At 51.6% G+C, this 24,713-nt stretch carries 25 protein-coding genes and 1 tRNA gene; 19 read left to right on the forward strand and 7 right to left on the reverse strand.

Annotation, left to right across the window (positions count from 1 at the left end; translation table 11 throughout):
* The first annotated feature begins 1 nt into the window (after window position 1).
* From ACXYMU_RS12045 to ACXYMU_RS12065, 5 genes are all read left to right on the forward strand, one after another.
* A complete protein-coding gene (locus ACXYMU_RS12045) occupies window positions 2–1,051 on the forward strand; it encodes a lysylphosphatidylglycerol synthase transmembrane domain-containing protein (protein ID WP_458986643.1) in 1,050 nt (349 codons plus the stop codon).
* Window positions 1,035–1,526: a D-glycero-beta-D-manno-heptose 1-phosphate adenylyltransferase gene (gene rfaE2 / locus ACXYMU_RS12050; protein ID WP_458986644.1), complete on the forward strand. Its 492-nt coding sequence runs from the start codon at window positions 1,035–1,037 to the stop codon at window positions 1,524–1,526. Before ACXYMU_RS12045 ends, rfaE2 begins: the two co-directional genes overlap by 17 nt.
* Before the next feature lie 14 nt (window positions 1,527–1,540).
* Entirely contained in the window at window positions 1,541–2,221 is a 681-nt protein-coding gene (locus ACXYMU_RS12055) for a zinc metallopeptidase (protein ID WP_458986645.1), read from the forward strand.
* Window positions 2,222–2,436: 215 nt separating this feature from the next.
* Window positions 2,437–3,576 (forward strand): acyl-CoA dehydrogenase, encoded by a 1,140-nt coding sequence (locus ACXYMU_RS12060; RefSeq protein WP_458986646.1) that lies wholly within the window; start codon window positions 2,437–2,439, stop codon window positions 3,574–3,576.
* 158 nt (window positions 3,577–3,734) lie between these two features.
* On the forward strand, window positions 3,735–4,661 hold the full coding sequence (locus tag ACXYMU_RS12065) for an AraC family transcriptional regulator (protein WP_458986647.1): 927 nt from the start codon (window positions 3,735–3,737) through the stop codon (window positions 4,659–4,661).
* On the opposite strand, the gene ACXYMU_RS12070 is transcribed toward ACXYMU_RS12065, so the two are convergent.
* The 3 genes from ACXYMU_RS12070 to ACXYMU_RS12080 are packed head-to-tail and all read right to left on the reverse strand — an operon-like array spanning window position 4,644 to window position 6,377.
* Window positions 4,644–5,408, reverse strand: a complete 765-nt coding sequence (locus ACXYMU_RS12070) for a phosphoglycerol geranylgeranyltransferase (RefSeq protein ID WP_458986648.1) — start codon at window positions 5,406–5,408, stop codon at window positions 4,644–4,646. The genes ACXYMU_RS12065 and ACXYMU_RS12070 overlap by 18 nt on opposite strands.
* Complete coding sequence (locus ACXYMU_RS12075; RefSeq protein WP_458986649.1) at window positions 5,398–6,000, reverse strand: hypothetical protein; 603 nt, start codon at window positions 5,998–6,000, stop codon at window positions 5,398–5,400. Before ACXYMU_RS12075 ends, ACXYMU_RS12070 begins: the two co-directional genes overlap by 11 nt.
* Complete coding sequence (locus ACXYMU_RS12080; RefSeq protein ID WP_458986650.1) at window positions 5,997–6,377, reverse strand: phage holin family protein; 381 nt, start codon at window positions 6,375–6,377, stop codon at window positions 5,997–5,999. Before ACXYMU_RS12080 ends, ACXYMU_RS12075 begins: the two co-directional genes overlap by 4 nt.
* A 155-nt stretch (window positions 6,378–6,532) precedes the next feature.
* On the opposite strand from ACXYMU_RS12080, the gene ACXYMU_RS12085 reads away from it, so the two are divergent.
* Window positions 6,533–7,642, forward strand: coding sequence for a J domain-containing protein (locus tag ACXYMU_RS12085; protein ID WP_458986651.1), 1,110 nt, complete (start codon window positions 6,533–6,535; stop codon window positions 7,640–7,642).
* A gap of 224 nt (window positions 7,643–7,866) precedes the next feature.
* On the opposite strand, the gene ACXYMU_RS12090 is transcribed toward ACXYMU_RS12085, so the two are convergent.
* A tRNA-Phe gene (locus ACXYMU_RS12090) sits at window positions 7,867–7,942 on the reverse strand.
* Window positions 7,943–8,110: 168 nt separating this feature from the next.
* Between ACXYMU_RS12090 and ACXYMU_RS12095 the strand changes: the two genes are divergently transcribed.
* The 4 genes from ACXYMU_RS12095 (at window position 8,111) to ACXYMU_RS12110 (ending at window position 13,043) form a co-directional block, all read left to right on the forward strand.
* Window positions 8,111–9,484, forward strand: coding sequence for a 4Fe-4S dicluster domain-containing protein (locus tag ACXYMU_RS12095; RefSeq protein ID WP_458986652.1), 1,374 nt, complete (start codon window positions 8,111–8,113; stop codon window positions 9,482–9,484).
* A gap of 120 nt (window positions 9,485–9,604) precedes the next feature.
* Entirely contained in the window at window positions 9,605–10,426 is an 822-nt protein-coding gene (locus tag ACXYMU_RS12100) for a (Fe-S)-binding protein (RefSeq protein WP_458986653.1), read from the forward strand.
* Between the two features lie 172 nt (window positions 10,427–10,598).
* Window positions 10,599–11,081, forward strand: coding sequence for a hypothetical protein (locus ACXYMU_RS12105; RefSeq protein ID WP_458986654.1), 483 nt, complete (start codon window positions 10,599–10,601; stop codon window positions 11,079–11,081).
* 27 nt (window positions 11,082–11,108) lie between these two features.
* The gene (locus ACXYMU_RS12110; RefSeq protein WP_458986655.1) at window positions 11,109–13,043 is read left to right on the forward strand and encodes an OmpA family protein; all 1,935 of its coding nucleotides are present in this window, start codon (window positions 11,109–11,111) and stop codon (window positions 13,041–13,043) included.
* Window positions 13,044–13,281: 238 nt separating this feature from the next.
* On the opposite strand, the gene ACXYMU_RS12115 is transcribed toward ACXYMU_RS12110, so the two are convergent.
* Entirely contained in the window at window positions 13,282–13,830 is a 549-nt protein-coding gene (locus tag ACXYMU_RS12115) for a hypothetical protein (RefSeq protein WP_458986656.1), read from the reverse strand.
* 160 nt (window positions 13,831–13,990) lie between these two features.
* Between ACXYMU_RS12115 and ACXYMU_RS12120 the strand changes: the two genes are divergently transcribed.
* From ACXYMU_RS12120 to ACXYMU_RS12135, 4 genes are all read left to right on the forward strand, one after another.
* Window positions 13,991–15,163, forward strand: coding sequence for an AIR synthase related protein (locus ACXYMU_RS12120; RefSeq protein ID WP_458986657.1), 1,173 nt, complete (start codon window positions 13,991–13,993; stop codon window positions 15,161–15,163).
* A 346-nt stretch (window positions 15,164–15,509) separates the two neighbouring features.
* The gene (locus tag ACXYMU_RS12125) at window positions 15,510–16,160 is read left to right on the forward strand and encodes an outer membrane beta-barrel protein (protein WP_458986658.1); all 651 of its coding nucleotides are present in this window, start codon (window positions 15,510–15,512) and stop codon (window positions 16,158–16,160) included.
* 42 nt (window positions 16,161–16,202) lie between these two features.
* On the forward strand, window positions 16,203–16,865 hold the full coding sequence (locus ACXYMU_RS12130; protein ID WP_458986659.1) for an outer membrane beta-barrel protein: 663 nt from the start codon (window positions 16,203–16,205) through the stop codon (window positions 16,863–16,865).
* 59 nt (window positions 16,866–16,924) lie between these two features.
* Window positions 16,925–17,656, forward strand: a complete 732-nt coding sequence (locus ACXYMU_RS12135; RefSeq protein WP_458986660.1) for a DUF4476 domain-containing protein — start codon at window positions 16,925–16,927, stop codon at window positions 17,654–17,656.
* 73 nt (window positions 17,657–17,729) lie between these two features.
* Here ACXYMU_RS12135 and ACXYMU_RS12140 read toward each other — a convergent pair whose 3' ends face one another.
* Both ACXYMU_RS12140 and ACXYMU_RS12145 read right to left on the reverse strand, forming a co-directional pair.
* On the reverse strand, window positions 17,730–18,101 hold the full coding sequence (locus ACXYMU_RS12140) for an endonuclease domain-containing protein (protein WP_458986661.1): 372 nt from the start codon (window positions 18,099–18,101) through the stop codon (window positions 17,730–17,732).
* Between the two features lie 331 nt (window positions 18,102–18,432).
* A complete protein-coding gene (locus ACXYMU_RS12145) occupies window positions 18,433–18,933 on the reverse strand; it encodes a DUF4293 domain-containing protein (RefSeq protein WP_458986662.1) in 501 nt (166 codons plus the stop codon).
* A gap of 68 nt (window positions 18,934–19,001) precedes the next feature.
* On the opposite strand from ACXYMU_RS12145, the gene ACXYMU_RS12150 reads away from it, so the two are divergent.
* From ACXYMU_RS12150 to ACXYMU_RS12170, 5 genes are all read left to right on the forward strand, one after another.
* Complete coding sequence (locus ACXYMU_RS12150; protein ID WP_458986663.1) at window positions 19,002–20,201, forward strand: thiolase family protein; 1,200 nt, start codon at window positions 19,002–19,004, stop codon at window positions 20,199–20,201.
* A 163-nt stretch (window positions 20,202–20,364) separates the two neighbouring features.
* The gene (locus ACXYMU_RS12155; protein ID WP_458986664.1) at window positions 20,365–20,898 is read left to right on the forward strand and encodes a GAF domain-containing protein; all 534 of its coding nucleotides are present in this window, start codon (window positions 20,365–20,367) and stop codon (window positions 20,896–20,898) included.
* Window positions 20,899–20,984: 86 nt separating this feature from the next.
* Window positions 20,985–21,734 (forward strand): tRNA pseudouridine(38-40) synthase TruA, encoded by a 750-nt coding sequence (gene truA, locus ACXYMU_RS12160; protein ID WP_458986665.1) that lies wholly within the window; start codon window positions 20,985–20,987, stop codon window positions 21,732–21,734.
* Window positions 21,735–22,369: 635 nt separating this feature from the next.
* Window positions 22,370–24,139: an ABC transporter ATP-binding protein gene (locus tag ACXYMU_RS12165; protein ID WP_458986666.1), complete on the forward strand. Its 1,770-nt coding sequence runs from the start codon at window positions 22,370–22,372 to the stop codon at window positions 24,137–24,139.
* Window positions 24,136–24,654: a GyrI-like domain-containing protein gene (locus ACXYMU_RS12170; protein ID WP_458986667.1), complete on the forward strand. Its 519-nt coding sequence runs from the start codon at window positions 24,136–24,138 to the stop codon at window positions 24,652–24,654. Before ACXYMU_RS12165 ends, ACXYMU_RS12170 begins: the two co-directional genes overlap by 4 nt.
* Window positions 24,655–24,713: the final 59 nt, after the last annotated feature.

The following is a 24,713-nucleotide window of genomic DNA, read 5'->3' on the forward strand; positions in this document are numbered from 1 at the left end:
CATGAAGAAACAGCTGCTCTCAGTCTTGAAGTCCGTTGTGTTGCTGGGTGTGTCTGCATTTTTGATGTGGTATGCACTTAAAGAACTGGACTTCGAGAAAATGTGGGCAGAGTTTCTGCGTGCCAATTACGGCTGGGTGCTGGTGTCGCTGATTTTTGGCGTGCTGGCATACCTGAGCCGCGCCATCCGCTGGCAAATGCAGATTAAGCCCACCGGCCATACCCCCTCGCTGCTGAATACCTACAATGCCATGATGATTGGCTACCTGGCTAACCTGGTGCTGCCGCGCCTGGGCGAAGTGGTGCGCTGCAGCATGCTGCGCCGCACGGATGAGGTGCCGGTCAATACGGGCTTCGGGACGGTGGTAGCCGAGCGGATCATAGACGGCGTGATGCTGCTCTGTGCCATCGGGCTTGCCTTCCTAATCGAATTTGGCCGCATTCAGGAGTTTTTCCTGGAGCTGTTCTCTGACAAGTACAGCAGCATGGAGCATACGCTCGGCGCACTTTACTGGGTGTTTTGGGCCTTGCTGCTTTCAACAGGGGTGCTGCTGGCGCTTGGGTTGCGTTATTTAAATAAACTGCGCCGGAACACTTATTTCAAGAAGGCCACCTCTTTTGTGAAAGGCATGCTGAAGGGTGTGTTCAGCATCACGAAAATAGAGAACCAGGCAAGTTTCTGGGGTCACACCGTATTTGTGTGGGGTATGTACTATGGTATGAGCCTGGTCGTGTTCTTTGCGCTTCCTGCCACTGCAAACTTGTCCTGGGGGGCAGCCCTTTCGGTATTGGTGGTGGGTAGCCTGGGTATGGCCGCCCCTGTGCAGGGCGGCATTGGGGTATACCACCTGCTGGTGCAGGCCACGCTGTTACTGTATGGTGTTCCGAAGGAAGCCGGCATGGCCTACGCCCTACTGGCGCATACCTCGCAAACTCTTTTGGTTGTTCTGATGGGAGTGCTTAGCTTTATGGGAAGTATGCTGCGGCCTAATGGCAGCATGGGCATGCGGTTTACCCAGGCAAATGCAGAGCACCATGAACTCAACAGATAAGATATTCTCCCTTCCCCAGCTCCTGGAACAGATAGCCGAATGGCGCAGCCAAGGCGATAAAATCGTGTTCACAAACGGCTGTTTCGATTTGCTGCACCTCGGCCATGTCGATTACCTTGAAAAAGCCCGACAGCTTGGCAACAAACTGGTGTTGGGCCTGAATACAGATGCCTCTATCAGCCGTATAAAAGGACCTGCCAGGCCGCTTCAGGACGAAATGTCACGGGCCAGAATCATGGCATCTCTTTTGTTTATAGATGCCGTAGTGCTGTTCGATCAAAATACGCCTTTAGAATTGATAGAGGCAGTTCAGCCAGACATACTGGTAAAAGGGGATGATTACACCATAGAAAACATTGTGGGCCACAAAGTAGTTAAAGCCAGGGGCGGCAAAGTAGAGACCGTACCCTTGGTAAAAGGCTATTCCACTACCAGCATCATAAAGAAAATAGAAAAGCAGTTAAATCAACAATAAATTCATAAAAAGCCATGTTAGGTATATATTTCATAGGTATCGTTTTTATGCTCGTCAGTATGTGGGTGAGCTGGCGGTTGAAAAGTAAATTCAAGGAGTACTCCCAGACGCCGTTGAGCTCAGGGCTGAGTGGCCGCGAGATCGCGGAGATGATGCTGGCGGATAATGGAATCACGGATGTGCGCGTTATGTCTGTGGCAGGCCGCCTAACGGACCATTATAACCCCGCTGACAAAACCGTGAACCTGAGCGAGTATGTATATGAAGCCCGGAGCGCGGCGGCGGCGGCGGTGTCGGCCCACGAATGTGGCCACGCGGTACAGCATGCCAAGGCATACAGCTTCCTGAAGTTCCGTTCGGCCATGGTGCCGGCGCTGAGTATCGCATCGCGTTACATGCAGTGGATTATCCTGATCGGTATCCTCATGCTGCAGACCACGCCGTTGCCTTTAACCATTGGAGTAGCGCTCTTTGGCCTGACTACCATTTTCAGCTTTGTAACGCTGCCGGTGGAGTTTGATGCTAGTAAGCGTGCCCTGGCCTGGATTGACAGCCGAGGCATTGTGACGGCGCAGGAGCACGGGATGGCGAAAGACGCCCTGAAGTGGGCTGCCTTAACGTATGTAGTGGCAGCTTTGGGTTCGCTGGCTACGCTATTGTATTATGTGTCGCTATTAATGGGTCGCCGCGACTAAAGATGCACTCAATCTGACGGATTGATAAGAAGCGCTGCCTGTACTATGTATAGGCAGCGCTTTGTTTTTAGTAGCCCCTGCGGGCTGTTTGTCTCGTAAAATGGAGAAAGCCCGGCAAAGGCAAGAGAAATTTTATATTGTATTTAATTAATACAGTTGATTTCCTAGATTTGTATTAAATTTTATTAACTGAACCTTTCTACATATAACTGGATATGAATTTCCAATTTTCAGAAGAACAACTGGCGGTGCAGGAAGCTGCGCGCGAGTTTGCACAAACCGAACTATTGCCCGGCGTGATTGAGCGCGATGAGCACCAGAAGTTTCCTGCGGAGCAAATCAAGAAAATGGGTGAGCTTGGTTTTATGGGTATGATGGTGGACCCTAAATACGGCGGAGGCGGCATGGATGCCGTGTCTTATGTACTGGCCATGGAAGAAATCTCTAAAGTTGACGCCTCGGCCTCGGTGGTCATGTCTGTTAACAACTCTTTGGTATGTTGGGGAATCGAAACCTACGGCACGGAGGAGCAGAAGCAGAAGTACCTGACGCGTTTGGCCACTGGCGAGATCATCGGTGCCTTCTGCCTGTCGGAGCCGGAAGCCGGTTCTGATGCCACATCGCAGCGCACCACTGCCGAAGACAAGGGTGATTACTACCTGCTGAACGGCACTAAGAACTGGATCACGAATGGCAACTCGGCTTCTGTATACATTGTGATTGCCCAGACAAACCCAGAAAAGAAGCACCGGGGTATAAACGCCCTGATTGTAGAGCGCGACATGGAAGGGTTTGTGGTTGGCACTAAGGAGAACAAGCTGGGTATCCGGGGGTCAGACACCCACTCGCTGATGTTCACTGACGTGAAGGTACCAAAGGAAAACCGCATCGGCGAAGACGGGTTCGGCTTTAAGTTCGCCATGTCCACGTTGGCAGGCGGACGTATCGGTATCGCCTCACAGGCCCTGGGCATTGCCTCCGGTGCGTATGAGTTAGCGGTAAAGTACGCCAAAGAGCGCAAGGCGTTCGGAACAGAGATCGCCAACCACCAGGCCATACAGTTTAAACTGGCGGATATGGCAACAAACATTGAGGCTGCCCGTTTGCTTTGCTTGCAGGCTGCCTACGACAAGGACATGCATCAGGATTATGCCAAATCTGGGGCAATGGCCAAGCTTTTTGCGTCTAAAGTAGCCATGGATACTACCATAGAAGCGGTGCAGGTACATGGCGGTTATGGCTTCGTAAAAGAGTACCATGTAGAGCGACTCATGCGCGACGCAAAGATCACGCAGATCTACGAAGGCACTTCAGAAATTCAAAAAATAGTAATATCAAGAGAATTATTGAAGTAATTTTTTTGTTAAATTGCTGTAAACCTGATGTTTAAAGTTTAGATATGTTTTTTCTAATTAAAATTTAAATTCTGCTTTTTATTGAATTTTATAAAGATAAATCTTAGCTTTGAGCCAAATTTTAGGGTTAATAGTATAAAAGTTAGTTGGTAACATACATGGAAGATTACAATAAAATTATTGAGTCGCTTGGGGTGCGGTTCATTAAAGCTAAAAATCTGGTGTTGCAGCAGCCGTTTACGGTGCGCAACTACTACGATGTTGGTAACAATTTGATTCTGCTGCATAAGGGTAGTATCTTTTTCGGCGACGAGGAGCAAATGGTAGAAGAAGGGGAACTTCTATTCATTCCGGGTGGCCGCAGCACAAAAGTTACCTACGGGCCTTCAAACGGAGGTAAGTCTATCACAAACGACGACTTGATCACGAACAGGGAGAAGTTCTTCAAGAGCAACAACGACCTGGACCTGATCGGTGATGCCGAAGAGAGCCACAGCTATGTGAGCTTCGAGGCAAAAGTGTTTGATTCGGTAAACTTCTTCGCATCACTGGACCTGCCGGCATTCCTGATCTCGAACAACAACAAGCTCGCCAACCTGGTGATCAAAGTGGTGGAAGAGAACATGCAGGAGCTGCCAGGAAAAGAGCGTTTGATTAACCTGTACACCGAGCAGATTGTAGTGGAAATCGTACGCCACATCTTGCGTAACAGAATGTTCGTGGAGCAGCTGGCGACAAACAGCACCTACTTCAAGGACCCTCGCCTCATCGACCTGTTCAACTACATAAAGGAGAACATTGGGGGTGACTTGTCTAACAAAGTGCTGTCTAACGTTGCAAACGTGTCAGAGGATTATGTGGGCCAGTATTTCAAAATGCTGACCGGCATTAACCCACAGGACTATATTGAATACCAGCGCATGGAGCGCGCCGTGTTCCTGCTTCGCACCACGAAGAAGAGCATCCGCGAGATCGGCAAAGAGGTGGGCTACAAAGACACCGCTTACTTCTGCCGTCGTTTCAAGATGATGTTTGGTATACCTGCCGGCAAGATGCGTCGTCGCGAATCAGCGATGAACATCTAAGGCAACATTATAAGAAGAGACAAGTGAAGAAACCTCGGCCAGAAAGCCGGGGTTTTTTTCTATATGGTTCCCAATCACGACCACATCAGCACCAGCCTCCAGGGCAATTTTTGCCTTTTCTGCCGTATTAATCCCTCCCCCCACAATCAAGGGCACTTCCACAGCCTCGCGCACAGCAGTTATCATCTCCGCAGAAACCGGTTTGTAGGCACCGCTGCCGCCATCCAGGTAAATATACTGCAGGCCCAGCAGTTCACCGGCCATGGCGGTACAGGCGGCAATAGCAGGCTTATCGTAAGGGATAGGCATCGTGCCGCTCATATAGGACGCCGTTGTCTGGCGTCCGGTGTCAATCAGCATATAACCGGTGGGGTATACCTGCAGTTGGCTGGCTTTTAGCGCCGGAGCCGAAACTACGTGCTGGCCGATCAGGAAGTCGGGGTTGCGGCCTGAAATCAGGGAAAGAAGCAAAATGCCATCAGCGCTTCGATCGATATGCTGGCTATTGCTCGGGAAAAGGATAACAGGGGTAGTAGTGTGGGCTTTCAAGAGCTGCACCAGGCTGGCCTGGTTGTCAGTGGTGATGAGGCTGCCGCCCACAAAGAAGTAATCAACCGGGTGCGAGGCGGCTATGTCAAGTAAGTGCAGGCAGGAGGCCGTTGTCAGGTTGTCGGGGTCGAGCAGCACTGCAAAGTGCTTCCTGCCTGTGGTAGTATGCTTTTTTTGGTGAAGGTTGTTAAATGGCATCCTCTTTTGGAACGATATACTCGGTTGTCTCTATCTCAGTCACCTCTACTGCAGGCTTATCGGCAATATCGTGATTTTCAGAAACACTTTCGAGGTATTCTTCCAGCTTTTTGCCAGCATACACCAGCAGGAACGCCATGGCCTGCTGTGTCAGCACTTTGGCCACGGGAGAGTCCAGCACGCTATTTTTGGCCGATTTTTCTTTTGCTTCAGGTGGCGTGCTGCTGCTGGCGTGAGGCATGCGCTCAGAGGATAGGGTATAGCCGTCTTCCTGTTCATGCACAATCGAGTCGTAATCAATCACGGGGGTAGAAACCACGTGCACGACAGCCGGTTGCTCATCCGGGGTGCGGGATTTCTTGTTTTTCCCTTTCTTGGCGGTCTTGTCTTTTTTCTTGCCGCCGCTGAACATGCGCTTGACCAGGTAGCCGGCTAGTAACACGCCGCCAGCCATTGCGGCTTTCTTGCCGATTTCCTGGCCGTGCGTTTTTATCTGGTCTACATCGCCCATCAGGGCATTTTTGTACTCTTCCTTCTGCCGCTCCAAAAACTCCCGCTCGTTGTTGAAAATAGGATTGGATAACTCGCTCATATATGTTTCTCTCGTTTGTCTGATTTATAGATGGTGTTGTCAAAGGTCTTGTCTGCGATGCCCTGGAACGCCTTTTTGTCTAAACCTATCAAGAGCACTACCAGCATAATGACGTAAAACAGGGCTACGATGCCAAAGCCCCAGAAAGAGCTGTCGAGCAGGTGGTTTAGGAGCAGACCGATGAAGATGTTAACGAAGATCAAGCTCATGAAGGCGGCGAAGCCTAGCAAGGCCCCATGTATGGCGCCCACGAAAGCAGCCTTCAGTTTCTCCTGTATCTCAAGCCGTATGATGTCTATCCGGGTATCAATATACCCCATCAGATTCTCCATGAGGTTCGGATTTTTCTCGCGTGTGCCGTTGTCTTGTACTGCCATAGTTTCTTTTAGCTTTTATAGCGTTTTACCTGTATACGAGGGTATAGGTAAAAATTTACGTAAAGTATAAGAAGTTCGAAGTGTAGTACGAAATTTGCAGTATATTGTCCGGATTTAGTTAAATTTAACGTTGACTTTTTCAGCCTTTCATCTGTTTGAATTACAATTTCTATAGCGTTTTAGGAGTAAGTCCGGATGCCTCGGCCAAAGAGGTGAAGACCGCCTATAAGCAGCTTGCCATTAAATATCACCCAGACAAGAATCCCGGGAACGCACGGGCCGAAGAGCTGTTCAAGCTAGTGAATACGGCTTACCAAACTCTCTCAAACCCTGGCAAACGTGCCCGCTACGACATGCGCCTGCAGCTGCAGCGTGACCAGCAGCGCGTGGCTATGCACCCGCCCCACCAGCCTTATAACCAACGCTACGCCTATACCCGGCAGCCAGCGGGCGTAACAGAGCGGCACTACAAGAAACGCGGGCCTAAACCCAACCGCTTCTCCCGCAAAGACTGGTATATCACCCTTGGCTTTGTAACGGGCGTGCTGTTCTTCAGTATGCTGCTAAAGTTCACGATGGACCACGTAACGGGGCAGGACAAGTATAAAACTGCTGTAACCTATATCGACGATGGCAAATATAGCAGCGCCCACCGTTTGCTGACCGATGCCATACAGTTTATGCCCGACAATGCGGCTGCGTACAGGGCACGGGCAGGTATAGAGCTTGATTTTTACGAGAACTACAAGGCTGCTCTCCAAGACCTGAACCAAGCAATTGCGCTGCGGGAGACGCCTTCGGCGCAAGACTATTACATGCGTGGGCGTTGTTACCAGCAATTGCAGCAGTATCAACGGGCTGAGCAGGACCTGACCAAGGCATTGCAGCTAGACCCCACACTGTGGCCGGCGCACATGGTCCGGGGCGAGGTACGCCTGTTTTACCTGCAGAAGCTGCAGCCTGCCATCCAGGATTTTACAGTATACCTGACGCACAGCCCGGAGGGAACTGTCCAGGTGCCAGCACTTACCTACAGAGGCTTCGGTTATTTTAAGGCAGGGCAGTATGAATTGTCGGAGCGGGACTACAAGGCCGCCCTTGTGCAGGATCATGAAAACGGACGGGTGCATTACCTGCTCGGTAAATTGGAACTGGTGCAGCAGCAAGAGGACTCCGCCTGTGTTAACTTTTCCAGAGCATACCAACTTGGTTATTCGGCGGCGCTACAAGAGCTGCGCACAAACTGTAAAAGCTATATGCCTTAGAGTCTGGTGGATAGCGGTAGAATGCTGTTTTTGTGAGACAGTAAATGAGCCAACAACCGTAGCAATGGTCCGTTAATTACAGTGGCAGAGAGTCTGCCCGAAGCATTCTGCTGAAGGAGGGGAAGCCACTGTGTCAAACCCATGTCGGAAGCTGAGAAATGCGCTTCAGGGTACATAGAGGCACAAAAACAAGAAACCCTCGCCGGTTAAGGAGAGGGTTTTGCTGGTGGTGATGATTGGAATCGAACCAACGACACAAGGATTTTCAGTCCTTTGCTCTACCAACTGAGCTACATCACCAGCTCTTGTTGTTTGCCCTTGTTTCGTAAGGGTATGCAAAAGTAGTAACTAACTTTTAAGTAGCAAATATTATCCGGAAAAATATTTTAAAAAGTTCCGCCTGCGTACATTGTTCTGCGTATTCTGCTATCTTTAGCTATAATTAGTATGTATAACGAATAGTTTGCCGTGATAGGAATAGAGAACATTATCTTTTTGATCGTAGCCGCTTTGGGCATAGGCCTGTTCGTGTGGCAGATCCGGAAAATCCGCAAAAACGTGCTGATGGGCCGGGATGTTGAACTGGAAGACAATCCGGGAGAGCGGATCAACAAAACATTGCTGGTAGCCTTTGGACAGCAGAAAATGTTTAAGCGCATGCTGCCTGCAGTGTTGCACCTGTTTGTTTATGTGGGCTTCCTGGTGATTAACATCGAGGTGCTGGAAATCCTGATTGACGGTATTTTCGGCACGCACCGCATCCTGGGTTTTGCCGGTGTGCTTTATAGTGGCCTCATGGCTGTGAATGAGGTGCTGGCCGCCTTGGTGATCATCGCCTGCGTCATGTTTATGTGGCGCAGAAACGTAACGAAGGTGCCGCGCTTGGCGAGAGGCGTGGAGATGCGCGCCTGGCCGAAGCTGGATGCGAACATCATTCTTGTCACAGAGATTGTGCTGATGCTGGCGCTTTTTGCCTTCAACATCTCAGACCTGAAGCTGGCGCAGCTACGCGGGACGCACCTTGCCGGGGTGTACCCTGTCAGTTCGCTGTTTGTGGATGCCCTTGGGAGCGACCCCGATACGCTGTACGTGATTGGCCGCGTAGGCTGGTGGTTCCATATACTGGGCATCCTGGCGTTTATGAACTATTTGCCAAGCTCCAAGCACTTCCACATCATCATGGCCTTCCCGAACGTGTATTACTCCAAGCTGTTGCCAAAGGGTAAGTTCACGACAAATCCGGCCATTACCCATGAAATTAAGGCGATGCTGGACCCAAGCTACCAGCCGCCTGCGCCAGAAACAGATGCAGATGGGGCTCCCATCATTCAGCGCTTTGGCGCGAAGGATGTGGAGGACCTGTCCTGGAAGCAGCTGATGGACTCCTATACCTGCACCGAGTGCGGCCGCTGTACTTCTGTATGCCCTGCCAACATCACCGGCAAACTGCTCTCGCCGCGCAAGATTGTGATGGATACCCGCGACCGGATGGAGGAGAAGGGCGAGCACCCGGCTATCTTCAAGCCGAACCACTACAAGGCGATGGGCGAAGAGCGCGTGCCGGTGACGGAGGAGAAAGAGCTGTTGCGCGGTTACATTACCCCGGAGGAGCTTTGGGCTTGTACCTCGTGCAATGCCTGCGTGGAGTCATGCCCTGTCAACATCGATCAGCTTTCCACGATCATGGACCTGCGCCGCTACCTGGTGCTGGAAGAGTCTGCTGCCCCGGCCTCGCTCAACGCTATGTTCACCAACATCGAGAACAACGGCGCACCGTGGGCCTTCTCGCCTTCAGACCGTTTCAATTGGGCTGATGAGCTGTATGTGCCTAGTAAAAATTAACTTTTTTATTTAAGACGATAGATACTAGATGTTTAGATTTTAGATTAGGATCAATGCTTTACTGAAAGCAACATTGTCTAAAGTCTAGCATCTAAAATCTAATGTCTTCACAAATGACAGATGGAAGAGAATAAGAGATTAGTGAAAGTGCCGACTATGGCGCAAATGGCTGCCAACGGCGAAGAGCCTGAGATTCTGTTTTGGGTAGGCTGCGCCGGCGCTTTCGATGACCGCTATAAAAGAGTGACTCGCGCCTTTGTGCAGATATTGGAGCACGTGGGCGTGAAGTATGCGGTGCTAGGCACTGAGGAGAGCTGTACTGGCGATCCGGCCAAGCGTGCCGGCAACGAGTTCCTGTTCCAGATGCAGGCCATCACCAACATCGAGGTGCTGAATGCTTACAACGTGAAGAAAATCGTGACGGCCTGTCCGCATTGCTTTAACACGCTCAAGAATGAATACCCGGACCTGGGGGGTAATTACGAGGTGATTCACCATTCCACTTACCTGCAGCAACTGATTGATGCGGGTAAGGTGGCCGTAAAGGGAGGCGAGGCTTTTAAAGGCCGCCGCATTACCTTCCACGACTCCTGCTACCTGGGGCGCGCCAACAATATTTACGAAGCGCCACGCGAAGTGCTGGCAGCCCTGGATGCTGACCTGGTAGAGATGAAACGCAGCCGAGCCAATGGCCTTTGCTGCGGTGCCGGCGGTGCCCAAATGTTTAAGGAGCCGGAGCCCGGAACAAAAGACGTTAACATTGAGCGCACCGAAGAGGCCCTGGCCACATTGGGCGGTGCTGGGAAAGGCGTGATTGCCACGGCCTGCCCGTTTTGCATGGTCATGATGAACGACGGCGTAAAGAACAAGGACCAGGAAGAAAACGTACAAGTTTTCGACATTGCAGAACTGATTGCACAGGCAGAGGGGCTTTCAAAGTAATACCTGATTGTTGATTGTTTATGGCTGATTGATGTTTTGTGGCTGGCTCAGGAACCGTGCACCTGTTTCGCCTAGCGATACGTGAAGCGAGATATAACCTTCATATAAGCTAAAACATCAGAGAGCGTCTCTGTAGAGAAAAACAATCAACAACTAACAATTAACAATCAATATGTATATTGCTTTCAATGAATTACCACCGCAGGCCCGCCTGTGGATATACCAGGCCAACCGACCACTGACAGCGGCTGAGCAGGCTGAAATAAAACCTTTGCTCCAGCGTTTTGCTGAAGAGTGGAGCAGCCACGGCAAAGACTTGCAGGCGTCGGCAGAGTTGCTGCACAACCAGTTTCTGGTGCTGGCCAACAACGAGTCGGCGGGGGCAGCCAGCGGATGCTCTATTGATAAGTCTGTGGCATTTGTGCGGGACCTGGAGCAGCACTTGCAGGTTACATTCTTTGACCGCACCCAATTAGCTTTCCAAAAAGAGGGGCAGGTGCAGTTAGTGCCCATGCAGGAACTTAAGCAGAAGGTAGCGGCAGGAGAGATTAATCAAAACACCTTGTACTTCGATACGTTGGTAAACAATTACGGAGACTTGCAGCAGTCCTGGCCGAAACCGGCTGGTACCAGCTGGCTTTCCCGTTATTTCTGATCCGGAAAACCCTAACCATACCTGTTCATGCATTCAAAGCTGACCATTCCCGTTATCGCGCAACACCTGAAAACATTTAGTGCCGCCCTGCTGCTTATGCTACTGATGGGAGCGTGCGGCACAGGTTATTACATCGGAAAAGGCGATAAGCGCTTTGGGGCGGAAGAATATGAGCGGGCCATTGCGGTATACAAAAAAGGCTTGGGCAACGAGGGCAAGGCGGGAGAGCTGAATTACAAGATAGCGGAGGCTTACCGCCGCTCTAACCGACTGGCCGAGGCCATGCCGTATTACAAAGCCGCCCTGGATGCCAACTACCGCAAAGAGGACGCCTACTTTTACTATGGCCTTGCTTTAAAAGCCAAAGGGCAGTACGATGAGGCGATTGGGCAGCTGCAGGATTATGTTCGTGTTGGGGCCAGTCCGCAGTTAAAGGCGCAGGCCGCCCGCGAGATCGAGAACCTCAGTAATATCGACGCGCTACTGGGCAAAAGCTCTCCGTACCAGATCATGAACCTGGAGGCGTTGAACACTGCGGCTTCGGAGTTTGGGACTTATGTGCTGGATGATAAACTGGTGTTTTCGTCTACCCGAGGGGCTGCAGAGGTATACGCGGGTAATGGCGAGGGCTTTTTAGATTTATACACTGCCACCCTTTCTGACTCTGCCAGTACTGTGCAAGCCCTTCAGGGCGTAAACGCCGAGGATTTGCACGATGCCCTGGCAACCTTCACGAACGAGGGGCGCACCATGGTGTTTGCCCGGGGCAACGAAGGTACCAAAAAAGGACGCCGCAATGTGGATCTGTTTGTGTCTAACCTCCGGGGCGGCACCTGGACGGCACCGCAACTCCTGGGCATCAGTGACCGCGAGGCCTGGGATTCCTCACCCGCATTCTCACCAGACGGCAAAACGCTTTACTTTTCTTCTAACCGCCGGGGAGGCCTGGGCGGCAACGATATCTACAAAACAACCCTGGACGACAACGGGCGCTTTTCCAAGCCTGAAAATTTAGGTCCGGACATCAACACCCCCGGCAACGAGAGCTTTGTGTCGGTAGGGCCGGATGGTACATTATACATCGCCTCGGATGGTTTGCCGGGATTGGGTAACCTCGACCTGTTCCGGGTTGAGAACGGAAAACCGGTGAACATGGGTACACCCATCAACTCACCGGGCGACGATTTTGGCTTCTTTGTCGGAAAAGGGAACACGGGCTACCTCTCGTCTAACCGCGAGGGCGGCAAAGGCGGTGATGATATCTACCGTTTCGTGAAAAGTGGCCGCAAGCAGGTGGATTTCTTTGTGGACGGAACCCTGTACCAGCAGCGTGAGGGAACCGGCGAGCGTACCCTGGTGCCGTATAGCAAAGTAGTACTACAGGATGCCAGCGGCCAGGAACTGCGCATTGCAGCCACTAACGAAAAAGGTCAGTTTACCTTTCCCCTTGACTCTGCCTCTACTTACTCTTTGGTATCTGAAAAGCCCGGTTTCTTTACGGCGCGTGAACAGGTGACGACTGACGGGAAAATGCCACCGCAGGCAGAACTGACCGACGAAACCAACGAAGTGCGCCTGACGGCCACGCTGGTGCTGAACGAGATCGTGAAAGAGAAAGCCATTGTGCTGGAGAACATCTTCTACGACTTCGACAAAGCAGATATTCGCCCGGATGCGGCCACTGAGCTGGATAAACTGGTGCAGGTGCTCAATGATAATCCGGGCATCTCCATTGAGCTTAGCTCGCATACCGATGCGCGCGGTACCGATGTGTATAACCAGAAGCTGTCGCAGCGCCGTGCGGAGTCTGCCGTGGAATACATCATCTCAAAAGGCATTGACCGCTCCCGCATCACGGCGAAGGGGTATGGCGAGAGCCGCCCTGTAGTGCGCAATGCCACCACAGACCAAGAGCATCAGCGCAACCGCCGTACCGAGTTCAAGGTAGTGCGTATACAGTAATAATCAGTGTAGCGCTACAAGAGCAAGCGGGCCGCAGGAGTTAGTCTTCTGCGGCTCTTTTTTGTTTCACTGTATCTGGATTTTCAGGGTATAAAAGGCAGGGTATAAATAGCCCGGTGTGTTAAGACTTTATTTAGGCCATACCTATAACCATGTTATCATCTCGACCATCGGGAGAGATCTGTATGAGTAAACCCACTTCAGATCTCTCAATGGTCGGAATGTTTTATACCCAACGTTACCTTATCAGGTATTTCACACTGAGGCCAATGTTGTTCATGCGCCGCAAGGGCACGTCCTTAAATTGATCAGTTTTATACCCTGCAAAGGTATGGCGGTAGTCCAGTGACAGGGCGATGGGTGCCTTCGGGAAGGTATACTCAAGGCCGATGGTAGCAATGCCGACCAGGTTCGTTTGGAGGGGCTGTTCTTCGTAGTGCACATCACGGGTGGTACCTGTCAGGCCCAGGCCAAGACCGGCATAGGGCCGCAGCCTGTTGGACGTGAGCAGTTGCGGTTGCCATAGGTAGTGCAGCGAGGCCTGATACGATTCGCGGAAGCCAACTTTGCCCACCTGCAGCTCCAATGCGGCTTCAGGTTTGACAAAATACTTCAGGCGCAACTCGGGCAGGGTACCCGACGGGCCAAACATACTAACCCGCAAACCAGCCGAGAATTTGTAAGGTGCGACGGCCTGCGGTTTGGGAGTGGGTAACTCCTGGGCGCGCAGGGGAGAGGCTGCCAGTGCCAGCGCACTCAGCAAGGGGAGAATCAGTTTGTTTTTCATACGGATAGTGTGAGGTTATATAGAGCAGGAGTCAAATAGTGATGCAAGGGTTGCAACGGGCATTACAGAATCTGAAAACACGATATCTGCTTAATTTATACCCTTTCCTGGCGCGAATGCCGTGGGCTTTCTTAAATTTGCAGGCAAACCATCCAGAGCTATGGAAGAGAATAGATATTTGCGCCGCGGCGTTTCTGCCTCCAAGGAAGATGTGCACAACGCCATCAAGAACATCGACAAGGGCCTTTTCCCGAAGGCTTTCTGCAAAATCATCCCCGACATCCTGACCAACGACCCGGAGTACTGCGCCATCATGCACGCCGACGGGGCCGGCACCAAATCATCGCTGGCCTATATGTACTGGAAAGAGACCGGCGACCTGAGCGTGTGGAAGGGCATTGCCCAGGATGCCGTGGTAATGAACACCGACGACCTGCTGTGCGTGGGCGCGACAGACAACATCCTGCTGTCGTCTACCATCGGGCGTAACAAGAACCTGATACCCGGCGAGGTGATTGCCGCCATCATCAACGGCACCGAGGAAACCTTGCAGATGCTGCGCGACAACGGCGTGGGCATTTACAGCACCGGTGGCGAAACCGCTGACGTGGGCGACCTGGTGCGCACCATCATCGTGGACAGCACCGTGACGGCCCGCATGCGCCGCGACGAGGTGATCTCGAACCATACCATACAGCCCGGCGACATGATCGTGGGCTTTGCCTCTTACGGGCAAGCCACTTACGAAGACGAGTACAACGGCGGTATGGGCAGCAACGGCCTTACCTCGGCCCGCCACGACGTGTTCCATAAATACCTGGCCGCCTCATACCCCGAGAGCTATGACCACGAACTGCCCGCCGACTTGGTATACTCCGGCAGCAAGCGCCTGACAGACGTGGACAAGGAAACCGGTATGGAGATAGGCAAACTGGTACTGTCGCCGACGCGTACCTATGCGCCTATTGTGATGGAGATACTAAAGGCACACCGCCAAAACATACACGGCATGGTGCATTGCAGCGGCGGCGCGCAAACCAAGGTGCTGCACTTTACCGACAAGGTGCACATCGTGAAGGACAACCTGTTTCCGGTGCCGCCGCTGTTCCGCATCATACAGGAGCAGAGCCATACCGACTGGAAAGAGATGTACAAAGTCTTTAACATGGGCCACCGCCTCGAGATATACCTGCCCGAAGAACACGCCCAGGATTTGATCGACATTTCGAAAAGCTTTGGTGTGGAGGCGCAGATTATCGGCCGCGTAAAGAAGAGCAACAGCAACGAGCTGACCATCCGGAGCAAGCACGGCGAGTTTTATTACGAGGGGTAAGGCACAGCTTTTTCAGCGCCAGCTGTTGCGGGCGCACCAACATACAAACCACAGGCAACGCGCCCGTGGTTTTTTTTTTTGCATGTACCGCTGCAATGATGTTTCAAATTTTATAAATAATAACAAAATTATTAATGTTAAATACCATGTTAATAGTGAGTTAAAGGTAATTTTTAACAATAATGTCAAGATTTATAATGTTACAAAAATTGGTAAAATGACCTTTTTTTAAATGAAGTTGTGACATACATTGCGATAAGTTTAACCAAACCACATCTTTATTTTATGAAAAACAACTTTACTCCCCCGCGCTTATAAAGCGCATCTGTTAAAGACCCCACACCCTATGAAAACACTCTTGTCACTTCTGCTGCTTTGCTCGCTGACCGCAACAGCACAATCATCTTCAGCACCTGACACTACCGAGAGTAAATTCTATGTAGGAGTTGAGCTAAGTACAATTTCTTACCTTATCAGTAATCACGCTAAAAGTGTTAGCGGTATGTTTACGCCTGTGGCGCATGTGCATGTTGGCTACAGGCTTAGCGAAAGAGCAAGTATACAAGTTGGGCTCGCTTATGGCGAGACGGATGATAATTTCGAATCTATTTATTTCAAGACAGCCGATAGCACTATCTATAAAAGCACGCGGCTAAGCAACCGTGGGCTGGCGATTCCGATAACGTTACAGCTAACCCCGTTCAACCCGGGCAGGCGGCTAAATGTATTCGCCACGGCCTCCCTCATTCCAATTATAGGAGAAGTAAGCGACAGGCGAACAGAAACACTTGACGGAAAGACAGATATCATGTTTGATGCCCATGACTCTGGGATTTATACCATTTTTACTGCTGGTGTTATTCTTAACTATAAAATTAGCAAACGATTAGAGGGGTATGGGAAAGTAAGTCCTTTATACAAAGTAGTAGGGAAGCAAAGCAATTATGCTGACTCTAACCCGAGGCCGCTGGCGTTGGGCGTAAACTACAACTTCTAAACTGGGCAATTTAGCATCTTATTAACTATAACCTTCCACCCTATGAAAACACTCTTATCACTTCTGCTGCTACTCTGCTCGCTCACCGCAACAGCCCAGTCATCCCCAGCCCCTGATTCTACCGAAAGTAGGTACTTTGTAGGCTTGAGCCTGAGCAGTAATAGCTATCCGGTTATGGGCGATCGGAAATACAAAACGTTTGGAAGCATTATTCCGATTGCAAACGTTTACTACGGCTACAGACTCAGCAAGAGAGCAACTGTGCAAGTTGGCATCGGATATGGTGTTAATGGAGGAAGTGGATATGGGATTGATTACATATCAGCAGACAGCGTGTATCACACATATGACTATCAGCGCCTACGAGGTATAGCTGTGCCAATTACGTTCAAGTTTACGCCGTTCAATCCGCACAAGCGGCTGCAGCTATACGCACATGCCTCCATAGCTCCTATTTTCGGGCATATCAAAGCCCGGGCAACGAGGGAACTGGATGGCGCGGAGACAGTGCTGTACGATGAACAATCCATGACTTTCGACTTGATCGCCACCGGCGGCTTAACGCTCAACTACCGCCTCAGCAAGCGACTGGATTTGTACGCCGACGCAACCCTGCTCTACAAGAACTTTTACTTCAGCCGCCCGGCCTGGAACTACTACGAGGGCAAATCGGCAGGTATAGGCATCAACTACAATCTGAAGTAAAGCCACTCTGGCATAATAATTGGCTTCATCGGAAGTATAAGCTAAAACCTATACTTCCGATGAAAAAGCTTCTACTTCCGCTCCTGCTAGTGCTGCTGGCCTTGCCGGTATTCGCACAAAATGCCGTTGTTACCTTCACCGCCGAACGGGGCGAGGCCTTCTACCTGAAGCTCGACGACCGCACCATCAACCCAACAGCCACCAACTTTGTGCGCATAGCGCCACTACGGCCGGGCAGGCATAACGTAGAGTTGAAAGTGCGGACGCGGCACGGCGTGTACCAACTGGGCCAACGGATTCTGGTGCCCAACGGCGTGGAGGCTACTTACATGGTGCGCACCCATGGCCGGAGCGGGAAAGCCTACCTGCGCTTGGTCAGCGAAGTGCCTTTTGCGCCACCCATCGGCAGGCCACAGCCCCGCTACCCCGACCGCTACAACGACTATGACCGCGACCCATACCCCCCGCGCCACGACGACCGTTATACCCCCCAATGCCGCAACCTGCTCACCGGCCGCGAGCTCGACCGCCTGCTGGAAACCATGCGTGCCCGCAGCTTCGAGAGCACCAAACTGAGCATCGCCCGCGACGCCGTGCGCCACAGCAGCATTATGGCCGAAGACCTCAAGCGCATCCTGCAAGCGTTCGACTATGATCACTCACAAGTAGAATTCGCCAAATACGCCTACGATTACATCTGCGACCGCGAGCACTTCTACTACATCTACGACCTCTTCCGCTTCGACAGCAGCGTGCGCGAACTGGAGGAGTACAGCAGAAGCAGAAGGTGATTTTGAGTTAGAGAGTTTTAGAGTCCAGTAGTGCTGGGAACAATTCCCCTCCTCGGAGGGGTTAGGGGTGGGTTTACATCTGCTGGATTTCCAAAACCCATGCCTCAATTTCCCGGATAACATTGCGCAGGTTATGCTTTACTTCAGCATCATCAAACCGAAGAAAGCTAACACCTAGCTTTTCAAGCGTTTGTTGCCTGATAATATCTTCTTCGTATTTGTAATCGTGGCTATCCCCATCTACTTCAATTGCCAACATCAGCTCCTTACAGTAAAAGTCAACAATGAAATTATCGAGAGGTTTCTGCCTGTCAAAGTCCAGGCCAAGCAATTGCCTGTTTCTTAACACATCCCAAAGCAGGATATCTGAAAGCGTACTATTCTGGCGAAGTTGTTTTGCCAGGTCTTTAAGATAAGGTTTGTACGGGATGATAATACGTTTCATTTGTGCACGATTAACCCACCCCTAACCCCTCCGAGGAGGGGAATTGTTCCTATATGCATATCATTATTTCCATTATAGCTAAAGCAGCATAAAATCACTTAATAAATATGCTTACCCTTTATTTCTAAGCAAGTGAAATTCCCCTCCTCGGAGGGGTAGGGGTGGGTTTACATCTGCCGATAAATAATCCTTGTCAAGGTCGTGGAATATACTTGTCATTGGCTACAGGTAATATTTAATCAAAGAAGCCGCTTCCGGAAATCATATCCAGAAGCGGCTTCTTATTAAGAGTGATATTAAGTTCAGTCACTCAAAATTCAGTTATTCAAAATTACCTCAGCCTGTCTACGGAGCGCACCAGGTCCTCATCGCGCTTGATGAAGCGGTTGGCGAGGGCATTGAGGAGTAGGGCCAGCAGCGGCATGTAAAAGCCAGCGTGATAAGAGCCGTTGCCCTCGGCCTGCACCATGTCGGTGCCCACATACAGGGCGTAATACAGGATGCTGCCAATCAAGCTGGCCAGCACCAATGTGTTTAAAAGGCCCAGCTTCATCTGGTTCAGGCGGCTTTTGAACTGGAAAATCTCATAAGCGGCCACTACAGCGGCGGCAATAGCCAACAAGCCGATGATAATAGTGCCGCGTTGAGGAAGAGTGCCGGGACCAGTAGGGTCTCCGTCAGCGTTCAGGATGGTGGATTTTAGGTTCCAGGCCGTCAGTACTACGGTTTCGCCGGTTACGGCATCGGTTTTAGACCAAAGGGGCAGGAAAAGCACAGCAACCATCGCCACAATCAGCAGGAACAGAAATACGGTTTGAATTCTTTGTATCATAAAGGGGTTAATTTAACTTGCAATGAAGATGCAAAATTAGACAAAGACCTGTAAAACTAAAATCATAAATGGGCACAGCTTATATTGTAGATATTCTCAGGACCCCGGTCGGGAAATTTGGCGGCGCACTGAGCACTGTGCGTCCCGATGACATGGCGGCGCATGTGCTGAGGCAAATAGTAGCTCGTAACCCCAACCTGGATCCTACGCTTATCGAAGATGTGGTGATGGGGGCCGCCAACCAGGCGGGCGAAGACAACCGCAACGTGGCTCGCATGGCGGTGCTGCTGGCGCAGTTGCCCGAGAGCATCGGCGGTGTTACCGTAAACCGGCTTTGCGCCTCTGGTTTGCAATCCATCATAGACGCATCGCGGGCCATTTCGTGTGGCGATGGGGAGGTATACCTGGCCGGTGGCGTGGAAAGCATGACGCGCGCCCCTTTTGTAATGGGCAAATCAGAAACGGCCTTTGGGCGCACTGCTGAGATTTACGATACCACCATTGGCTGGCGCTTCATCAACGAGAACCTTTCGAAACTGCATTACCCTTTCGGGATGGGTGAGACAGCCGAGAACGTGGCCGAGCGCTACGGCATTTCACGTGAAACCCAGGACGAGTTTGCCCACAGCTCGCAGGTGAAGTATAAAGCTGCGGCAGAAGCCGGTAAGTTCAAGGACGAGATTGTGCCGGTATACATTCCGCAGCGCAAAGGCGACGACCTTGTGTTCGACACCGACGAGCACCCGCGTTTGTCTTCTGTCGAGAAACTAGGTAGCCTGAGCCCGGCTTTTAAGAAAGGCGGAAGCGTGACGGCAGGCAACTCATCTGGTATAAACGACGGGGCGGCGGTAGCCATGGTGGTGAGCGAGGAGGTGCTGAAGCGCTATAACCTGACCCCGATGGCGCGCGTGGTATCGGCTGCCGTAGCCGGCGTAGACCCCGCCCATATGGGTATTGGACCGGTGCCAGCCACCCAAAAAGCACTCAAACGCGCAGGGCTGACGGTAAACGACCTCGACCTGATCGAGCTGAACGAGGCTTTTGCCTCACAGGCGGTGGCCTGTATGCGCGAACTGAACCTTGACCCGGCAAAAATAAACGTGAACGGAGGCTCTATTGCCATCGGCCACCCGCTGGGGGCAAGCGGTACCCGCATCTCCGCCACTCTGTTGCACGAGATGAAGCGCCGTGACCATGTGCGCTACGGCCTGGCTACCATGTGCGTAGGCGTAGGGCAGGGGGTTGCCGTGGTTTACGAAAAGCTGTAAACATAAGGCCTCCCCATCAGTTTAAAAATGCAAGGGCCGAACAGGGGGGAGCCAATGCATACGGATGCAAAACTGTTTTTGCAGAAAAATACCGATGTGTCGGATTAAAAACTTACTATCGCTACTTTTGCTGATAGAATAACTGAACGTGACGGAAGATAAGATGAAGAATACTTTTGTCGGGATTAATTTAATCCCTGATAATGAAGAAGAGAGACTGCAGAAACTGAGAGAGTACGAAATCTTAGATACACCACAGGAAGGAGCTTTCAACCATGTAGCCGCAATGGCCACACATATGTTTAACGTACCGATTGCACTGATCTCGTTAGTAGATGCAGAGCGCGTGTGGTTTAAGGCCAACGTGGGCATGGAAGGTGTGAAGAGTGTGCCGCGCGGCGAAAGCCTGTGCTCGCTGGCCGTGCTGAACGATGACCTGACTGTATTTGAGAACGCGCTGGCAGAGCCTTGCTTACTGGCGAATCCGTTGGTGACGGGTGGTTTCGGATTACGCTTTTACGCAGGGGCGCCACTTAAGACAAAAGACGGGCTGAACATTGGCACTTTTTGCCTGGTAGATAAAGAGCCACGGGAGTTCTCGGAAAGCGACCAGAAAACATTGCAACACCTGGCCAACATCGTGATGGATGAGATAGAAGAGCGTTACATGAAGCGTAAGACGGCAGAAGGGCAATAAGCTCAAGCCTGAACCTGTGTATTTTAAACCACATCATACAACCCGCAGGCACCTGTTGCTTGCGGGTTATTTTTTACCTTTGCGGGATGCGTTATTTTTTAGAGATAGCTTACGACGGCACGCGCTTCCATGGCTGGCAGACGCAGCCCAACGCGCTGGCGGTGCAAGAGGTGTTGGACGATTGCCTGAGCAAGGTGCTGCGGCAGCCCATCAGTTCTACCGGCAGCGGCCGCACTGACACCGGCGTGCACGCCAGCCAGCAGTTTGTGCATTTCGATGCCGTGCAGGAGCTGGACACCCCACAGGTTGTATTCCGCCTCAACCGCATTTTGCCCGCCGATATTTCCGCGATCAATCTATACCGGGTACCTAACGACGCGCACGCCCGCTTCGACGCGTATGCCCGCACTTACCACTACCACATCACCTTCGCCCGAAACCCCTTCCGGCGCTATCACGCATATTACCACAGCCGCCCACTGGATGTGGAGCAGATGAACCTGGCCGCTGCCACCCTGCTGCAGCACGAGGACTTCACCACGTTCAGCAAGGTAAAAGGCGACACCAAGCACTACCGCTGCAATATTTACCAGGCGGTATGGCAGCAGCAGGGCGAGGAGCTGGTCTTCACAATCCGGGCCAACCGCTTCCTGCGCGGCATGGTGCGCCTGATCGTGGGCACACTGGTAGACGTAGGCCGCGGCAAGCTGACAGTACCCCAGTTCGAGCAGATCATCGCCAGCCAGGACCGCAGCCAGTCGAGTGGGGCTGCGCCGGCAGAAGGTTTGTTCCTGGTGCGAGTGGAGTACCCGGAGGGGTTGCTTGACGTGGAGTAGTCGCCTAAATTGAACTTTCAAAGTTGCTTTTATACGTGCCGGGTCCAACCACCCCCAGCCCCTCCTTGTCTAAGGAGGTAGGGCCGTTAAGTTCCACATTATATTAAGTCATGGCGCGAGCGTCCTCGCTCGTGTCCTACTATTTTCTGGCCCTCTGGGCCAGTTGAGTCGGAGACTCAACATTAACTTTAAGACACGAATCTGGAGATTCCCGCCAGAATCAGGTAGAACTTAACGGCCTTGCTTGTCTAAGGAGGGGAGTCTGCTTCTACTGGTTCAGCTTTCATAGCGACTCCTTAATAGGTATAATGCACCAGGAAAAGCGATACTCTGTAAACTATGCAGGAGAAGGTATAAAACTCCCTCTCCTGTTTTTAGGGGAGGGCTGGGGAGAGGTAAAACTCCCTGCCTAGGGGTAGGGCCCTCTAAAGCCAAGGAGGGCTAGGGGTGGTTGGACCCGGTAAAGCAGGGTATAGACGTTACAGCCTGAGGCAATAGCCGGTTATACCCGGCAACTGCTTAATTTGAGATTCAAAACAACCCCTTCCCGTAAAACTATTAACTTTACAGATGGTTAAACAGGGAAGCGCAGGAGCAGGCAGTCCCCTGGCCAAATATCATTAGCATTACTTATTTTGGAAGATAAACCTAAAACCAGTGGAAACGCCTTTGATGCCGATGTGCTGAAGCGACTCTTTACGTTCGTGAAGCCATACATCAAAACGTTTTACTTCATCGTTTTCTTAACCTTTGCCTCGGCCGTGCTGGCGGCGCTGCGCCCTTTCCTGATTCAGTATACCGTAGACAACGATATCTTGAACAACGATTGGGAGGGCCTGAACCGCATGTTCGTGATTTTGGGCGTGCTGCTGGTGGTGCATGCCATCGTGCAGTACCTCCATACCTACTTTGCCGGTTGGCTGGGGCAGCACGTGGTCCGCGACATCCGCATCAAGCTCTACCGCCACATCCTGGACCTGCGACTTAAGTTCTTCGACCGCACACCGATCGGTACGTTGGTTACCCGGAATGTGTCGGATGTGGAAACGCTCTCTGACGTGTTTAGTGAGGGATTGGCGGCGATGATCGGCGATATCCTGCAGTTGGTGTTCATTGTGGGCTTCATGTTCTACATCGACTGGGAACTGACGCTGGTGAGCCTTTCTACGTTCCCGCTCATGATCATCAGTACTTACATCTTCAAAGAGAAGATAAAAGGCACTTTCCAGGAGGTGCGCACGGCGGTTTCCAGGCTCAATTCCTTTGTGCAGGAGCACATCACGGGGATGAGCATTGTGCAGATCTTCAATAACGAGGAGCGCGAGATGGACAAGTTCAAAGAAATCAACAAAGAGCATACCCGCGCCAACATCCGGTCGGTGCTGTACTACTCCATTTACTATCCGGTGGCTGAGATTATCAGTGCGGCGGGCCTGGGCCTGTTGGTATGGTATGGGGCACATGGCGTTATTGAGAACGAAACCTCGCTGGGTACGCTGATGGCTTTTATCTTGTACATCCAGATGTTCTTCCGCCCGATCCGGATGATAGCCGACCGTTTCAATACGTTGCAGCTAGGCGTGGTAAGCACCGAGCGTTTGATGCGCCTGATCGATAGCAAAGAGATGATTGCCGACAACGGTGCCTATGCCCCGGACAAAATTAAAGGCGATGTAAGCTTCCGGAATGTATGGTTTGCCTATAACGAGGAGGACTGGGTATTGCGCGATTTGTCGTTTGAGGTGAAGGCCGGCCAAACGATTGCTTTCGTGGGGGCGACAGGTGCCGGCAAGACCTCCGTCATCAACCTCCTGAACCGTTTCTACGACATAAACAAAGGCCATATTGTGATCGACGGGCACGACCTGCAGGAGTATGACCTGAGCGTGCTGCGCCACCATATTGGGGTCGTGCTACAGGATGTGTTCCTGTTCTCCGGCTCTATCGCCGATAACATTACGCTAGGCAACAAGGCCATCACCAAAGAGCAGATTTGGGAGGCCGCCGACCTGGTGGGTGCACGCAAGTTCATCGAGCGGTTACCGGGCGGGCTGGATTATAAGGTAATGGAGCGGGGGGCTACGCTTTCGGTGGGCCAGCGGCAGCTGATCTCGTTCGTGCGGGCCATGGTATACAGCCCAGAGATCATCATCCTCGACGAAGCCACCTCCAGCGTTGACTCCGAAACAGAGGAACTCATCCAGTACGCCATCGATCAGCTAATGCATGGCCGTACCTCCATTGTCATCGCGCACCGCCTCTCTACCATTCAGAAAGCAGACAAGATTATTGTGCTGGACAGGGGCGAGCTGAAGGAAGTAGGCACCCACGAAGAACTGCTGGAGCACAACGGCTACTATGCGCAGCTCTACAAAATGCAGTACAAGAACATGATTGATTTATGAAAAAGCTTTTTTACCTGATGGCGGGTTTTGCCATCGTTTTGCTCGTGCTGTATACCTACATTGGCGGTTTTACGGCGCCGGATATTTCGGTCATCACTTCAAAGCCCTTGTATGTAGCAGGTATACCGTTTAAGGGTTCGATGGATGACGAGGCTTTGCAAGAAGCTTTCAGGCAATCCGCTGACTTGCTGAAGGCCGGTACGCTAAATGGCACGCTTGGTAATATCTACTACAACAACCCTGAGAGCAGCAGCGATAGTATTGAGGCGTTTATTGGGGTGCTTGTACCAGATTCTGCTGTTGCCCTGCCTGCAGGGTATGAGCTGCGCACAGTGCCGGGTGGCCGGCAGGTGGTGCACGTAGAGGTAGTTGCTAACCTGGCCATTGCACCGCAAAAACTGTACAGTGCCGCCTTCGATTATGCGAAGGAAGAGAACCTAAAGCTGGAGGAGTTTTACGTGGAGTGGTTTCCTGGGGAAGATCGCGGTGTGCTGGAAGTGCCTGTGCAGCAATAGCGCCGGCTATTTATACCTAAGCCAGTTAAGGATAAGCATAGATAATTTGCTATGCTTTA

The sequence above is a fragment of the Pontibacter sp. CAU 1760 genome (genome assembly GCF_054482735.1).

Excerpts from the sequence above, each read along its gene's own strand:
- ACXYMU_RS12045 (WP_458986643.1), top strand. The coding sequence starts at position 2 with ATGAAGAAACAGCTGCTCTCAGTCTTGAAGTCCGTTGTGTTGCTGGGT.
- ACXYMU_RS12070 (WP_458986648.1), bottom strand. The coding sequence starts at position 5,408 with ATGCCATTTAACAACCTTCACCAAAAAAAGCATACTACCACAGGCAGG.
- ACXYMU_RS12080 (WP_458986650.1), bottom strand. The coding sequence starts at position 6,377 with ATGGCAGTACAAGACAACGGCACACGCGAGAAAAATCCGAACCTCATG.
- ACXYMU_RS12115 (WP_458986656.1), bottom strand. The coding sequence starts at position 13,830 with ATGAAAAACAAACTGATTCTCCCCTTGCTGAGTGCGCTGGCACTGGCA.
- ACXYMU_RS12170 (WP_458986667.1), top strand. The coding sequence starts at position 24,136 with ATGAAAAAGCTTTTTTACCTGATGGCGGGTTTTGCCATCGTTTTGCTC.
- ACXYMU_RS12125 (WP_458986658.1), top strand. The coding sequence starts at position 15,510 with ATGAAAACACTCTTGTCACTTCTGCTGCTTTGCTCGCTGACCGCAACA.
- ACXYMU_RS12055 (WP_458986645.1), top strand. The coding sequence starts at position 1,541 with ATGTTAGGTATATATTTCATAGGTATCGTTTTTATGCTCGTCAGTATG.
- truA (WP_458986665.1), top strand. The coding sequence starts at position 20,985 with ATGCGTTATTTTTTAGAGATAGCTTACGACGGCACGCGCTTCCATGGC.
- rfaE2 (WP_458986644.1), top strand. The coding sequence starts at position 1,035 with ATGAACTCAACAGATAAGATATTCTCCCTTCCCCAGCTCCTGGAACAG.
- ACXYMU_RS12145 (WP_458986662.1), bottom strand. The coding sequence starts at position 18,933 with ATGATACAAAGAATTCAAACCGTATTTCTGTTCCTGCTGATTGTGGCG.
- ACXYMU_RS12130 (WP_458986659.1), top strand. The coding sequence starts at position 16,203 with ATGAAAACACTCTTATCACTTCTGCTGCTACTCTGCTCGCTCACCGCA.
- ACXYMU_RS12110 (WP_458986655.1), top strand. The coding sequence starts at position 11,109 with ATGCATTCAAAGCTGACCATTCCCGTTATCGCGCAACACCTGAAAACA.
- ACXYMU_RS12060 (WP_458986646.1), top strand. The coding sequence starts at position 2,437 with ATGAATTTCCAATTTTCAGAAGAACAACTGGCGGTGCAGGAAGCTGCG.
- ACXYMU_RS12075 (WP_458986649.1), bottom strand. The coding sequence starts at position 6,000 with ATGAGCGAGTTATCCAATCCTATTTTCAACAACGAGCGGGAGTTTTTG.
- ACXYMU_RS12150 (WP_458986663.1), top strand. The coding sequence starts at position 19,002 with ATGGGCACAGCTTATATTGTAGATATTCTCAGGACCCCGGTCGGGAAA.
- ACXYMU_RS12155 (WP_458986664.1), top strand. The coding sequence starts at position 20,365 with ATGAAGAATACTTTTGTCGGGATTAATTTAATCCCTGATAATGAAGAA.
- ACXYMU_RS12105 (WP_458986654.1), top strand. The coding sequence starts at position 10,599 with ATGTATATTGCTTTCAATGAATTACCACCGCAGGCCCGCCTGTGGATA.
- ACXYMU_RS12140 (WP_458986661.1), bottom strand. The coding sequence starts at position 18,101 with ATGAAACGTATTATCATCCCGTACAAACCTTATCTTAAAGACCTGGCA.
- ACXYMU_RS12065 (WP_458986647.1), top strand. The coding sequence starts at position 3,735 with ATGGAAGATTACAATAAAATTATTGAGTCGCTTGGGGTGCGGTTCATT.
- ACXYMU_RS12135 (WP_458986660.1), top strand. The coding sequence starts at position 16,925 with ATGAAAAAGCTTCTACTTCCGCTCCTGCTAGTGCTGCTGGCCTTGCCG.
- ACXYMU_RS12100 (WP_458986653.1), top strand. The coding sequence starts at position 9,605 with ATGGAAGAGAATAAGAGATTAGTGAAAGTGCCGACTATGGCGCAAATG.
- ACXYMU_RS12120 (WP_458986657.1), top strand. The coding sequence starts at position 13,991 with ATGGAAGAGAATAGATATTTGCGCCGCGGCGTTTCTGCCTCCAAGGAA.